General features: G+C 58.6%; 13 protein-coding genes and 1 tRNA gene. 10 read left to right on the top strand and 4 right to left on the bottom strand.

All coding sequences use genetic code 11. The features are described from left to right. Window positions 1-9: 9 nt before the first annotated feature. From tolR to nadA, 10 genes are all read left to right on the top strand, one after another. A complete protein-coding gene (tolR, locus tag BM403_RS13380; protein ID WP_161793227.1) occupies window positions 10-462 on the top strand; it encodes a protein TolR in 453 nt (150 codons plus the stop codon). Then, window positions 462-1,535: a cell envelope integrity protein TolA gene (gene tolA / locus BM403_RS13375; RefSeq protein WP_015885608.1), complete on the top strand. Its 1,074-nt coding sequence runs from the start codon at window positions 462-464 to the stop codon at window positions 1,533-1,535. The genes tolR and tolA overlap by 1 nt, the downstream gene beginning before the upstream one ends. A gap of 17 nt (window positions 1,536-1,552) precedes the next feature. Then, window positions 1,553-2,833: a Tol-Pal system beta propeller repeat protein TolB gene (gene tolB, locus BM403_RS13370; protein ID WP_043205819.1), complete on the top strand. Its 1,281-nt coding sequence runs from the start codon at window positions 1,553-1,555 to the stop codon at window positions 2,831-2,833. Window positions 2,834-2,890: 57 nt separating this feature from the next. Then, window positions 2,891-3,391 (top strand): peptidoglycan-associated lipoprotein Pal, encoded by a 501-nt coding sequence (pal, locus tag BM403_RS13365; protein ID WP_003193861.1) that lies wholly within the window; start codon window positions 2,891-2,893, stop codon window positions 3,389-3,391. Between the two features lie 6 nt (window positions 3,392-3,397). Next, window positions 3,398-4,234 carry a tol-pal system protein YbgF gene (gene ybgF / locus BM403_RS13360; RefSeq protein ID WP_046035282.1) on the top strand — a complete coding sequence of 279 codons (837 nt, stop codon included), beginning with the start codon at window positions 3,398-3,400 and terminating at the stop codon, window positions 4,232-4,234. A 164-nt stretch (window positions 4,235-4,398) separates the two neighbouring features. Then, window positions 4,399-5,046 carry a 7-carboxy-7-deazaguanine synthase QueE gene (queE, locus tag BM403_RS13355; protein ID WP_015885605.1) on the top strand — a complete coding sequence of 216 codons (648 nt, stop codon included), beginning with the start codon at window positions 4,399-4,401 and terminating at the stop codon, window positions 5,044-5,046. A gap of 16 nt (window positions 5,047-5,062) precedes the next feature. Continuing rightward, entirely contained in the window at window positions 5,063-5,737 is a 675-nt protein-coding gene (gene queC / locus BM403_RS13350; RefSeq protein ID WP_015885604.1) for a 7-cyano-7-deazaguanine synthase QueC, read from the top strand. A gap of 63 nt (window positions 5,738-5,800) precedes the next feature. Continuing rightward, window positions 5,801-5,876: transfer RNA gene (locus BM403_RS13345), tRNA-Lys, on the top strand. Between the two features lie 317 nt (window positions 5,877-6,193). Further along, on the top strand, window positions 6,194-7,480 hold the full coding sequence (locus tag BM403_RS13340) for an OmpP1/FadL family transporter (protein ID WP_093543196.1): 1,287 nt from the start codon (window positions 6,194-6,196) through the stop codon (window positions 7,478-7,480). 257 nt (window positions 7,481-7,737) lie between these two features. Then, window positions 7,738-8,796 (top strand): quinolinate synthase NadA, encoded by a 1,059-nt coding sequence (gene nadA / locus BM403_RS13335; RefSeq protein WP_015885602.1) that lies wholly within the window; start codon window positions 7,738-7,740, stop codon window positions 8,794-8,796. 137 nt (window positions 8,797-8,933) lie between these two features. On the opposite strand, the gene BM403_RS13330 is transcribed toward nadA, so the two are convergent. From BM403_RS13330 to BM403_RS13315, 4 genes are all read right to left on the bottom strand, one after another. Beyond that, entirely contained in the window at window positions 8,934-9,422 is a 489-nt protein-coding gene (locus BM403_RS13330; RefSeq protein WP_015885601.1) for an RDD family protein, read from the bottom strand. A 96-nt stretch (window positions 9,423-9,518) separates the two neighbouring features. Beyond that, window positions 9,519-9,731 (bottom strand): cold-shock protein, encoded by a 213-nt coding sequence (locus tag BM403_RS13325; RefSeq protein ID WP_007951194.1) that lies wholly within the window; start codon window positions 9,729-9,731, stop codon window positions 9,519-9,521. A gap of 393 nt (window positions 9,732-10,124) precedes the next feature. Next, on the bottom strand, window positions 10,125-11,249 hold the full coding sequence (gene gcvT, locus BM403_RS13320; RefSeq protein ID WP_046035284.1) for a glycine cleavage system aminomethyltransferase GcvT: 1,125 nt from the start codon (window positions 11,247-11,249) through the stop codon (window positions 10,125-10,127). A gap of 39 nt (window positions 11,250-11,288) precedes the next feature. Continuing rightward, window positions 11,289-12,665, bottom strand: coding sequence for an L-serine ammonia-lyase (locus BM403_RS13315; protein ID WP_015885599.1), 1,377 nt, complete (start codon window positions 12,663-12,665; stop codon window positions 11,289-11,291). Between the last annotated feature and the right edge of the window lie 74 nt (window positions 12,666-12,739).

The raw sequence follows: 12,739 nt of genomic DNA, 5'->3' as shown, positions 1-12,739 counted from the left end.
ATGGCTTTAATCGCTCGAGCTCGCAAAAAGCGCAAGCCGGTCGCCGAGATGAACGTAGTGCCTTACATCGACGTGATGCTGGTGCTGCTGGTTATCTTCATGGTGACCGCGCCGATGCTCAACCAGGGCGTGAAGGTTGATCTGCCCAAGGTTTCCAGTGAAGCCTTGCCGCAAGACAACAACACTCAAGTCCTGACCATTTCGATCAAGGCTGACAAGACCTATTACTGGAACCTTGGCAGCGAAGTCGACACGCAGAAGCAGCAAGACAAGGCCCTGACCTTGCCCGCGATGACCGATGCCGTGACCAAGATCATTCGCTCCGGCAACGAAGGCGGCAAGCACACCCAGGTGTTCATCCGTGGCGACAAATCGGTCGACTACGGCTCTGTCATGGGCGCCATGGGCGGGCTGCAGAAGGCCGGCGTGGGTAACGTTGGCTTGATTACCGAGGCGCCCTGATGCAGCAACAGCGAGAGCCGTCCGCCTCGGAAAGCTTCTTCTGGCCTAGCGTCTGGGCGATTGCCCTGCACGTCCTGGTGTTTGGCATGCTGTTCGTCAGCTTTGCCATGACCCCGGACCTGCCGCCAGCCAAGCCGATCGTGCAGGCGACCCTGTATCAGCTGAAATCGAAAAGCCAGGCCACCACCCAGACCAATCAGAAGATTGCGGGTGAGGCCCAGAAGTCGGCTGCGCGCCAGACTGAAGTCGAACAGATGGAACAGAAGAAGGTCGAGCAGGAAGCGGTGAAGGCTGCTGCGGAACAAAAGAAAGAAGAGGCGGCTCAAAAGGCCGAGGAATCGAAAAAGGCAGACGAAGCCAAGAAGGCCGACGAGGCGAAAAAGGCTGATGAAGCCAAAAAGTCCGAGAAGGCTGCCGAAGCTAAAAAAGCCGAAGAGAAACAATTGGCTGATATAGCCAAGAAGAAATCTGAAGAAGAAGCCAAGAAAGCTGCTGAAGAAGAGGCCAAGAAAAAGGCCGCTGAAGACGCCAAGAAGAAAATAGTCGAAGACGCGAAGAAGAAAGCCGCCGAAGACGCCAAGAAAAAAGCTGAAGCAGACGAGGCGAAGAAGAAAATCGCCGACGACGCGAAGAAGAAAGCTGCCGCCGACGCCACCAAGAAAAAGGCCCAGGAAGCAGCGCGTAAATCCGCCGAAGAGAAAAAGGCCCAGGCCTTGGCAGATTTGCTTTCCGACACGCCTCAGCGTCAGCAAGCCTTGGCCGATGAGCAGGGCGATGATGTCGCGGGCAGTTTCGACGACCTGATTCGGGCGCGGGCAGCAGAGGGTTGGACACGTCCACCTTCGGCGCGTAAAGGCATGACAGTAGTGCTGCAGATCGGCATGTTGCCGGACGGTACGGTGACTTCGGTCAGCGTGGCCAAGTCCAGTGGTGACGGTTCGTTCGACAGTTCGGCGGTTGCCGCGGTCAAGAACATTGGCCGGTTGACCGAGATGCAGGGAATGAAACCAAGCGACTTCGCTCCCTATCGTTCATTCAAGATGACATTCACACCTGAGGATCTAGCCTTGTGAGAAACCTTCTTCGAGGAATGCTTGTCGTTATTTGCTGTATGGCAGGGATAGCGGCGGCGGATGAAAAGAACATCCTGGTCACCAGCGGTAGCGATCGGGCCACTCCGATCGCCGTTGTACCGTTTGGCTGGCAGGGCGGCAGCGTGCTGCCGGACGACATGGCCCAGATCGTCAGCGACGACCTGCGCAACTCCGGCTACTACGCGCCGATTCCGAAAGGCAACATGATCAGCCAGCCGAACCAGGCCAGCGAAGTCGTGTTCCGTGACTGGAAAGCGGTGGGTGCGCAGTACCTGATGGTCGGCAACATCACGCCGGCCGGCGGTCGCCTGCAAATCCAATACACCTTGTTCAACGTGGCCACCGAGCAGCAGGTCTTGACCGGCAGCGTGTCGGGCACCGCCGAACAACTGCGGGACATGGCTCACTACATCTCGGACCAGTCGTTTGAGAAGCTCACCGGTATCAAGGGTGCTTTCTCGACGCGTCTGCTGTACGTGACCGCTGAACGTTTTTCCGTAGACAACACTCGTTACACATTGCAGCGCTCGGATTACGACGGTGCACGGGCTGTGACCTTGCTGCAATCGCGTGAGCCAATCCTGTCGCCGCGCTTTGCGCCGGACGGCAAGCGTATTGCCTATGTGTCTTTCGAGCAGCGTCGTCCGCGTATCTTCGTCCAGCACATTGATACTGGTCGTCGTGAGCAGATCACCAACTTTGAAGGCCTCAACGGTGCGCCAGCCTGGTCGCCGGATGGTTCGCGCCTGGCATTCGTGCTGTCCAAGGACGGCAACCCGGACATCTACGTGATGAACATGGCTTCGCGCCAGATCTCCCGCGTAACCAGCGGCCCGGGTATCAATACCGAACCGTTCTGGGGCAAGGATGGTTCGACCATCTACTTCACCTCTGACCGAGGCGGCAAGCCGCAGGTCTATAAGGCGAACGTGAATGGCGGTGGTGCGGAGCGTGTTACTTTTATCGGTAACTACAACGCCAACCCTAAGCTTTCGGCTGATGAAAAGACGTTGGTGATGATTCACCGTCAGGATGGTTTCACTAATTTCCGGGTTGCGGCCCAGGATTTGCAGCGCGGAACCGTAAAAATCCTCACAGATACCAACCTTGATGAGTCAGCCACTGTTGCGCCCAACGGCACCATGGTAATCTACGCCACCCGCCAGCAGGGCCGGGGAGTCTTGATGCTCGTGTCCATTAATGGACGCGTAAGGCTCCCGCTTCCTACCGCACAAGGCGAAGTCAGAGAACCATCCTGGTCCCCTTACCTGAACTGACGCGGCGCTACAAAAAAAGATTTGCTTAACACACTGGGGTTCATTAGGAGTTTCACGATGGAAATGCTGAAGTTTGGTAAGTTTGCTGCTCTGGCTCTGGCTCTGTCCGTAGCCGTTGGTTGCTCGTCTAAAGGCGGCGACAATGCCGGTGAAGGCGCAGCTGTTGATCCAAACGCTGGTTACGGCGCTAACACTGGTGCAGTTGACGGCTCCCTGAGCGAAGAAGCTGCTCTGCGCGCTATCACCACTTTCTACTTCGAATACGACAGCTCGGACCTGAAACCAGAAGCCATGCGCGCTCTGGACGTTCACGCGAAGGACCTGAAAGCTAACGGCGCTCGCGTTGTTCTGGAAGGTAACACTGACGCCCGTGGTACTCGTGAGTACAACATGGCACTGGGCGAGCGTCGTGCGAAAGCCGTTCAGCGCTACCTGGTACTGCAAGGTGTTGCTCCAGGCCAACTGGAACTGGTTTCCTACGGTAAAGAGCGTCCAGTTGCAACTGGCAACGACGAACAGTCGTGGGCTCAAAACCGTCGCGTCGAACTGCGTAAGTAATTCGTCATGCGAACGTGCCGTCGTGCTCTAACTGTATTGGCTCTCAGTCTCGCACCGCTTGCGGTGTGGGCTGCGGTTCCTGTGGAAGATAGCAACTCTGGCTATAACAATAGCGGGAGCAGTTATCCGCCAGCGGGTTATGGCACGAACGGCGCCTATGCTGGGGGGGCGGCTACGTCCGCCCCCTCCGCACAGGGCGAACTGTTCAACCAGCTGCAACGCATGCAGGATCAATTGGCGCAGCAACAAGGCGCGATTGAAGTTCTGCAGAACCAAGTGAACCAGCTGAAGCAAGAAGGCCTGGAGCGATACCAGGATCTTGATCGACGCATTGGAGCCGGCGTTACACCTGCCGCAACTCCTGATAATTCTTCTGCCGGTGGCGCGCCCAGTGCCGCTGCCGGCGGTGCAGCAGCGGGGGCTGCGGCGGCAAGCCAGGCCCCTGCCGCGAGCAGCGAACCGGGTGATCCGGCGAAGGAGAAACTGTATTACGATGCAGCCTTCGACCTGATCAAAGCCAAGGATTTCGATAAGGCCAGCCAGGCATTTACCGCTTTCCTGCGTAAATACCCGAACAGCCAGTACGCGGGCAACGCCCAATACTGGTTGGGCGAGGTCAACCTGGCAAAGGGTGATCTGCAGGGGGCAGGCCAGGCATTTGCCAAGGTCAGCCAGCTGTACCCCAAGCACGCCAAGGTGCCGGACTCGCTGTATAAACTCGCTGACGTAGAACGCCGCCTGGGTCATACCGACAAGGTCAAAGGCATTCTGCAGCAGGTTGTGGCCCAATATCCGGGTACCTCGGCTGCCCAGTTGGCCCAACGGGACCTGCAGCGCTTGTAAGCGAAGCAGCCCGTTTAGAAGAAACCCGCGCCTGGCGCGGGTTTTTTCGTTAGAATCCACGCCCTTTTATGAAACACGCTTTTTGGGGCCTGCGCGTTGGCGGGGTCCCTTAAAGTGCCTGACGGAGGCGGACAGCCTGTTTAGCTGTTACGCCCGTGGCGACTATGCAAGACACATTACGTATTACCGAAGTTTTTTACTCGTTGCAGGGTGAAACGCGAACGGCCGGCCTGCCCACAGTCTTTGTGCGCCTCACCGGTTGCCCCTTGCGTTGCCAGTACTGCGACAGCGCCTACGCCTTCAGTGGTGGCACCGTGCGCACCCTCGATGACATCCTGGAGCAGGTGGCCGGCTACAAGCCGCGCTATGTCTGCGTAACCGGCGGTGAACCGCTGGCCCAGCCCAACGCCATTCCATTACTCAAGCAGCTGTGTGACGCCGGCTACGAGGTTTCCCTGGAGACCAGTGGTGCGCTGGATATCTCGGCAGTCGATCCCCGTGTAAGCCGCGTTGTCGACCTCAAGACCCCAGGCTCCAAGGAAGCGCACCGTAACCGCTACGAGAACATCGAGCTGCTGACGGCCAACGATCAGGTCAAGTTTGTCATCTGTTCGCGCGAGGACTACGACTGGGCGAACTCCAAGCTGATTCAATACGGGTTGGACCGACGCGCCGGCGAAGTGCTGTTCTCGCCAAGCCACCATGACTTGAACGCCCGTGACCTCGCCGATTGGGTGGTTGCGGACAATCTACCGGTGCGCCTGCAATTGCAGTTGCATAAATACCTTTGGAACGACGAGCCAGGACGCTGATATGACTGAACACACCATGGATCAAAAACGCGCGGTAATCCTGCTCTCCGGCGGCCTCGACTCCGCCACGGTGGTGGCTATGGCGCAAGCGCAGGGCTACAGCTGCTACACCATGAGTTTCGACTACGGCCAACGTCACCGTGCCGAGCTGAACGCCGCCGCCCGTGTCGCCCGTGACATGGGCGTGGTGGAGCACAAGGTGATCGGCTTGAACCTCAACGGCATCGGCGGCTCCGCGCTGACCGACAGCAGCATCGACGTGCCGGAAGCCCCCAGCGAAGGCATACCGGTGACTTATGTGCCGGCACGCAACACCGTGTTCCTGTCCCTGGCCCTTGGCTGGGCGGAAGTGCTCAACGCTCGAGATATCTTTATCGGCGTCAACGCGGTGGATTACTCCGGCTACCCGGACTGCCGCCCTGAATTCGTCGAGTCGTTCGAACGCATGGCCAACCTGGCCACAAAGGCCGGTGTAGAAGGGCAAGGCTTCCGCATCCTGGCGCCACTGCAAAACCTGAGCAAGGCCGATATCGTGAAGGCTGGCGTAGGACTTGGCGTCGATTACTCGCTGACTGTTTCCTGCTACCAGGCAGACGATGACGGCCGTGCTTGTGGGAAATGCGACAGCTGCCGACTGCGTGCAGAAGGCTTCCAAGCCGCCGGAATTGCTGACCCAACGCGTTATTTCTGATTTATTTCAAATAAGGTGTTGAATAATCCTTAGAAATCAGTATTATACGCGCCACCACACAGCGGGTCGTTAGCTCAGTTGGTAGAGCAGTTGGCTTTTAACCAATTGGTCGTAGGTTCGAATCCCACACGACCCACCATTTTTGGCGGTTTAGAAAATCCGGAAGGCCCACGCAAGTGAGGATTTCCGGGTTTTTTTTTGCCTGTTTGAAAACACAGCGAGCCCCAGGCCAACGAAAGGCTGGGGTTTTTTTGTATCTGCGCGAAGCTGCCGTTGTCGCCAAAACCCATGGGTCACAATCGGGTTTTAAGGTCATTGCTGGAGACAAAAATACGGCCAAAGTCTTTGAAATCCATAGGATTGTCCGACAATCCAATGGATGAAAAACTCTTCATAAACCACCCGCTCGAACGTTGGTAGCTTCCTCATCGCTGCCCCATCATTCGAGTCCTAATAATGAATAACAAAACTCTTAAAGGCGCCTTGGCGCTTGCCGTTTCCCTGGCCTCAACCCAGCTGTTCGCCGGTGGTTTCGCATTAAATGAACAAAGCATCAGTTCAATGGGCACGGGCTACGCCGGTCGCTCCTCTTCGGCCGAGGACGCGAGTACGGTGTTCGGCAACCCCGCCGGCATGTCCCGCTTGAAGAAGAATGAAGTCAGCCTCGGCGCGACCTACCTTGATGCCAAAACCGATATCAAAGACGCCAGTTCCTCGCAGTTCGGTGCCAACAACCCAGGCACCAACAAAGGCGACATGGTGCCCGGCATTGCCGTGCCGATGGGCTACCTGGTCACGCCCATCGATGAGCACTGGGCGTTCGGCCTGGGCATCTACGCGCCGTTCGGCCTGGTGACCGACTATGAGCACAGCTTCCAGGGCAATGCTTTTGGCAGTAAGAGCAAGGTGTCGGTCATCACCGTGCAGCCAACGGTCAGCTATGCCTTCAACGACAAAGTGTCTGTGGGCTTTGGCCCGACTTTCAACCGCATCGACGGCGAGCTGGATTCCAACGTGCCCCTGGGTGGTGGCGCCAGCGAAAGCGTGAAGGTCAAGGGTAACGACAACGCCACGGGGTTCAACGCCGGTATCCTCGTGCAGCCTCTCGACAGCACGCGCATCGGTGTGACCTACCACTCGCAGGTGGTGTATCACCTCAGCGGCAAGACCCATGCGTCCGGCCTGATTTCCGATACCTTTGACGGTGGGCCGCAGAAGTATGACGCCAGCCTGGACCTGACAACCCCTTCGTCGATGGATTTCTCGGTCACCCAGCAACTGAATGATGACTGGACCCTCTACCTCGGCAGCACGTACACGCGTTGGAGTCAGTTGAAGAAGATCACCATCAACAACGACGGTGTGTCCGACCTCACTGCTCAATTCGGCGGCCTGGGTTCGATCACCGAGCAACAGCACTGGCATGACACCTGGTCCCACGCCATCGGCGCGGCCTATCGGGTCAACAAAGAACTGGTGCTGCGGACCGGTTTTTCGGTGGACCAGACGCCGACCAACAACACTGACCGATCCGTGCGGATTCCGACGGGTGATCGCACGGTTTTCAGCCTGGGCGCGGGCTGGACGCCAGTCGACAACCTGACCTTCGATGTGGCGTATTCCTACCTCAAGGAAGAGCCGATCAAGGTGCGGCAGAACCTTTCCCAAGTAGGCCTCACCTACGATGCCAAGTATGAAAATAGCGCCAATGGCTTTGGTGGGTCGGTGACTTACCGCTTCTGACGTCCGCGCAACGCACAGCGTCGGTTGTAAAAACGGGAAACCCCAGCCTTGGGGTTTCCCGTTTTTTTACACCCGACGGATGCACCCGCGAATGCCAGATTAGGCTTTTGAAACCATTGGATATTCTGTAGCCTTGCGCAGCTTCATCGCTAACCGTGCTTGATGAACACAATCACTTCGTCCGGCGGCGCCCGAAGGGCTCCAGAGCCGGTGGTACACTCGACTTTCGCGCAACGGCGCCTGCAGGTCTTGCGAACATGACGCAAATTTCCGAACGCCTTCTGGTTCAAGCCCACCTCGACGCCAAGCAGCCCAAGGCGCTCAGCGCCGATGAAGAGGCTGGCCTGCGTACCGCCATCGCCGCCGAGCTCAAAGCGCAAGACGCGGTGCTGGTTGCTCACTTCTACTGCGACCCGGTCATCCAGGCCCTGGCCGAAGAAACCGGCGGCTGTGTCTCCGACTCCTTGGAAATGGCCCGCTTCGGCGCCGCCCACCCGGCCAAGACCGTGTTGGTTGCCGGTGTGCGTTTCATGGGCGAGACCGCCAAGATCCTCACACCCGAAAAACGCATCCTCATGCCCACCCTGGAAGCCACCTGCTCCCTGGACCTGGGTTGCCCGGTGGAGGAGTTCTCGGCGTTCTGCGACCAGCACCCAGAACGCACCGTGGTGGTGTATGCCAACACTTCGGCGGCCGTTAAAGCCCGGGCGGATTGGGTGGTGACGTCGAGCTGCGCGCTGGAAATCGTCGAAAGCCTGATGGACAACGGTGAAACCATCATTTGGGGACCTGACAAGCACCTGGGTACCTACATCCAGCGCCAGACCGGTGCCGATATGCTGTTGTGGGACGGCGCCTGCATCGTCCACGAAGAGTTCAAGTCCAAGCAGTTGGAAGACATGAAGGCGCTGTACCCGGACGCAGCCATTCTGGTGCACCCTGAGTCGCCGACTGCGGTGATCGAACTCGCGGATGCCGTGGGCTCGACCAGCCAACTGATTGCGGCGGCCCAGCGCCTGCCGAACAAGACCTTTATCGTCGCCACCGACCGCGGCATCTTCTACAAGATGCAGCAGCTGTGCCCGGACAAGGTCTTCGTCGAAGCGCCTACCGCTGGCAACGGGGCTGCGTGCCGTAGTTGCGCGCATTGCCCGTGGATGGCGATGAACACGCTGGAGCGCACGCTGCAGTGTCTGCGTGAGGGCACTAACGAGATCTTCGTCGAGCCGTCCGTGATCCCGCAGGCGGTGCGCCCGCTCAAGCGCATGCTGGATTTCACCCAGGCCGCACGCCTTAAACTCGCCGGCAACGCCTGACTCAAGGCGGGCTCAGTAAAAAAATGTGGGAGGGGGCTTGCTCCCGATAACGGAGTGTCAGTCAGCTCATGTGCCACTGATACCCTGCTATCGGGAGCAAGCCCCCTCCCACATGTTGATTTCCACTCGTCAGGGCGTTATTTCTTCTGCTTCGGAATCCGCACCAACTGCGTATCCGAATAGATGTCATGCCAGCTGCGTTTGCGCTTATCAAACAGCGACCAGATAAACCCCAGCCCCACGCATAACCACGACGCGATCGCCACCACAAAGCGCAACAGCGCCTGCCACAGGCTGATCCGCGAGCCGTCCGCGTTCTGTACGCGCACGCCCCACACCTGCATGCCCAGGGTCTGGCCGGAATGGGTCCAGAACTTCGCAAAGAAGCCAAACAGCACAAACAACAGAATCGTCGACAGCAACGGGTCGCCGTCCAGCGCGCCGGATTCGGTGAGGGTGCGCATCTTGGCCTCGCCAACAAACGCGATCCAGACCAGCTTGTAGATAAACGCAGTGACAATCAGCAGGGCAGTGCACAACAGGAAGTCATAGAACATCGCTGCCAGGCGACGGCCCAGGCCAACGGCGGGGAACTCGCCTTGGGGGCTCAGCAGGGGTTTCGGCATGGCAGGGCTCTCTTATGAAAAAAGCCATTTTACGAGCAAACGCGCATAAAAAAGCCCCTGATGTCAGCATCAGGGGCTTTTTGTCGCAGGGAAGGATCAGGCTTCTGCGATTACTTCATCAGCCTGCATGCCTTTTTGACCCTGCACGGCAACGAAGGTCACCTTCTGGCCTTCTTTCAGGCTCTTGAAGCCGTTGCCTTGAATAGCGCGGAAATGCACGAACAGATCCGGACCGCTTTCTGGAGTGATAAAACCAAACCCTTTCTCGTCGTTAAACCACTTGACGGTACCGCTCTGACGTGTCGACATTTCTTCTTTCCTTTGACGCTAAAAATTAATGACAGCCCCTTTCGAATGAAAGAGTACTGGGCTGGGTTGCAGGAAAGTAAGAGACGTCGAACGGGTTGTAGCACAACTACTTCAGCTACTGCCCAGGTCCAGGTTCCAAGCGACCCATGCAAACACAGTGGTCAAACTCTACGCCAACTAACAGAGAAAAAACAAGTCCTGCCAAAAGCCCAGATTTTGCTGGGGCTAATGACACTTGTATGAATGTTGTGGGTCTGACTTATTCGATAGAGTTGGTCACTTGTTATAGGTTGAACCCTATAACAAAGACTATCGACAGTGCACTGTTTTATGGCGGTTGCGTTACAGATTAGTGCACGTTAACGCAACCGCGTTACTTATAGAAACAGTCAATCAGCCACGGAAGTAACGTTGCGGTACAAATGGCATTTTACTTACACGAAGTGGCACCTTTTTCCCACGCACCAACGCAGAGACTTCGGTGTCCAGTGCGATGAATGCGCTGTCCAGATAACCCATTGCCAACGGGCCGCCGAGGGTCGGACCGAAACCACCGCTGCATACGCTGCCAATCACTGTGCCGTCGGCGTCGACGATCTCCGCGCCTTCGCGCACGGGCGTGCGCTCTTGTGGCAACAGCCCTACACGTTTACGGCTCACACCGGCTTGCTGCTGGGTGAAGATCGTGTCGGCACCCGGGAAGCCACCGGCACGTGCGCCATCGGCGCGACGGGCCTTGGAGATCGCCCACAGCAAGCTGGCTTCGATCGGCGTGGTGTCGGTGTTCATGTCGTGGCCGTACAGGCACAGGCCCGCTTCCAGGCGCAATGAATCGCGGGCGCCCAGGCCGATGGCCTGCACTTCGGTCTCCGCCAGGAGGCTGCGGGCGAGGCTTTCGGCGTTGGCGGCCGGTACTGAGATTTCGAAGCCGTCTTCACCGGTGTAGCCCGAACGGCTGACATAGCAGTCCACGCCTAGCAGGCGCAGGGAGGCGAACTGCATAAACGTCATCTGGGTGACTTCCGGTGCCAGGCGGGCCAGCACCTTGACCGCCGCCGGGCCTTGCAGCGCCAGCAAGGCGCGCTCTTCAAACAATGGCTCGATGCTGCACTGGTCGCCGATATGCTGACGCAGGTGCGCCAGATCCTGGTCCTTGCAGGCGGCGTTGACCACCAGGAACAGTTCGTCGTTGCCCAGGTTCGCCACCATCAGGTCGTCGAGAATGCCGCCCTGAGCGTTGGTGAACATCGCATAGCGCTGCATGCCTACCGGCAGGTCGATGATGTCGACCGGCACCAGGGTTTCCAGGGCCTTGGCGGCATTCGCGCCGGTCAGGCGGATCTGGCCCATGTGGGACACGTCGAACAGCCCGGCCTGATCACGGGTGTGCAGGTGTTCCTTCATGACGCCCAGTGGGTATTGCACCGGCATGTCGTAGCCGGCGAAGGGCACCATGCGCGCGCCCAGTTCAATGTGCAGGGCGTGCAGAGGGGTTTTCAACAGGGTTTCGGTGGACATATTCAGCTCCTGAAAAACGTGCTGGCGCGCCGTTAGGCGTCAGCACTCGATAATGTTGACCGCCAAACCGCCACGGGCGGTTTCCTTGTATTTGCTTTTCATGTCGGCGCCGGTCTGGCGCATGGTGCGGATGACCTTGTCCAGCGAGACGAAGTGTTGCCCGTCGCCACGCAGCGCCATGCGCACCGCATTGATCGCCTTGACCGAGCCCATCGCATTGCGCTCGATGCAGGGCACCTGCACCAGCCCGCCAATCGGGTCGCAGGTGAGGCCGAGGTTGTGCTCCATGCCGATTTCGGCGGCGTTTTCCACCTGGGAAACGCTGCCGCCCAAGACTTCGCACAGCGCGCCGGCGGCCATGGAACAGGCCACGCCGACTTCACCCTGGCAGCCGACTTCGGCACCCGAGATCGACGCGTTTTCCTTGTACAGAATGCCGATGGCGGCGGCGGTGAGCAGGAAGCGCACCACGCCGTCTTCGTTCGCGCCGGGGATAAAGCGCATGTAGTAATGCAGCACCGCCGGCACAATCCCGGCCGCACCGTTGGTGGGCGCCGTGACCACGCGCCCGCCGTTGGCGTTTTCTTCGTTGACCGCCAGCGCGTACAGATTGACCCAATCCAGCACCGACAGTGGGTCGCGCAGCGCCGATTCCGGGTGCTTGCACAACTGACGATGCAACGCCGCGGCGCGACGCTTGACCTTCAGGCCGCCAGGCAGAATCCCTTCATTGCGACAGCCGGCGTCCACGCAGTCCTGCATCACTTGCCAGATCTTCAGCAGGCCGGCGCGGGTTTCCGCTTCCGGGCGCCAGGCGCTTTCATTGGTCAGCATCACCTGGCTGATGGACAGCCCGTAAGTGGTGCAATGGCCCAGCAAGTCCTTGGCGTGCTTGAAGGGGAAGGTCAATGGCGTGGCGTCTTCGACAATCCGGTCGGCGCCGGCGGCGTCTTCATCCACTACAAAACCGCCGCCCACCGAGTAGTACTCGCGGCTGCGGATCTGGATATTGGCGGCGTCGAAGGCGCGGAAAATCATGCCGTTGGGATGATAGGCGAGGGGTTTGCGAATCATCGCCAAGTGTTCTTTCTCGTTGAACACGATGCTGTGTTCGCCGAGCAAATTCAGGCGGCCGTCCTTGCGCATCTGCGCCAGGCGCGTTGCCACGGTTTCGGTATTCACGGTGTCCGGGTGTTCGCCTTCCAGCCCAAGCAGTACGGCCTTGTCGCTGCCGTGGCCTTTGCCGGTGGCGCCGAGCGAGCCGTAGAGTTCCACCTTGACGCTGGTGGTGGCGCTCAGCAGGTTGTCGCGGCGCAGGCCCTCGACGAATCGGGCGGCGGCGCGCATCGGGCCCACGGTGTGGGAACTGGAGGGGCCGATGCCAATCTTGAACAGGTCGAACACGCTTAAAGACATGAGTTGTTCTCCGGTTTCTTATTATTTTCTGAAGGTCGCCTTGGTCAAGTGTGGGATGGGGCTTGCCCCCGATG

Origin of the sequence: Pseudomonas sp. OV546, from assembly GCF_900116845.1 — a bacterium.
GTDB lineage: Bacteria > Pseudomonadota > Gammaproteobacteria > Pseudomonadales > Pseudomonadaceae > Aquipseudomonas > Aquipseudomonas petroselini.
Note: the sequence above shows the minus strand (reverse complement) of the source record. Positions and strands in the feature narration are given on the sequence as shown.

What these genes read in the sequence shown, in the direction of transcription:
- tolA (WP_015885608.1), top strand. Translation starts at nt 462, where the DNA reads ATGCAGCAACAGCGAGAGCCGTCCGCCTCGGAAAGCTTCTTCTGGCCT.
- BM403_RS13330 (WP_015885601.1), bottom strand. Translation starts at nt 9,422, where the DNA reads ATGCCGAAACCCCTGCTGAGCCCCCAAGGCGAGTTCCCCGCCGTTGGC.
- gcvT (WP_046035284.1), bottom strand. Translation starts at nt 11,249, where the DNA reads ATGTCCACCGAAACCCTGTTGAAAACCCCTCTGCACGCCCTGCACATT.
- nadA (WP_015885602.1), top strand. Translation starts at nt 7,738, where the DNA reads ATGACGCAAATTTCCGAACGCCTTCTGGTTCAAGCCCACCTCGACGCC.
- queC (WP_015885604.1), top strand. Translation starts at nt 5,063, where the DNA reads ATGGATCAAAAACGCGCGGTAATCCTGCTCTCCGGCGGCCTCGACTCC.
- BM403_RS13315 (WP_015885599.1), bottom strand. Translation starts at nt 12,665, where the DNA reads ATGTCTTTAAGCGTGTTCGACCTGTTCAAGATTGGCATCGGCCCCTCC.
- BM403_RS13340 (WP_093543196.1), top strand. Translation starts at nt 6,194, where the DNA reads ATGAATAACAAAACTCTTAAAGGCGCCTTGGCGCTTGCCGTTTCCCTG.
- ybgF (WP_046035282.1), top strand. Translation starts at nt 3,398, where the DNA reads ATGCGAACGTGCCGTCGTGCTCTAACTGTATTGGCTCTCAGTCTCGCA.
- queE (WP_015885605.1), top strand. Translation starts at nt 4,399, where the DNA reads ATGCAAGACACATTACGTATTACCGAAGTTTTTTACTCGTTGCAGGGT.
- pal (WP_003193861.1), top strand. Translation starts at nt 2,891, where the DNA reads ATGGAAATGCTGAAGTTTGGTAAGTTTGCTGCTCTGGCTCTGGCTCTG.
- BM403_RS13325 (WP_007951194.1), bottom strand. Translation starts at nt 9,731, where the DNA reads ATGTCGACACGTCAGAGCGGTACCGTCAAGTGGTTTAACGACGAGAAA.
- tolB (WP_043205819.1), top strand. Translation starts at nt 1,553, where the DNA reads ATGCTTGTCGTTATTTGCTGTATGGCAGGGATAGCGGCGGCGGATGAA.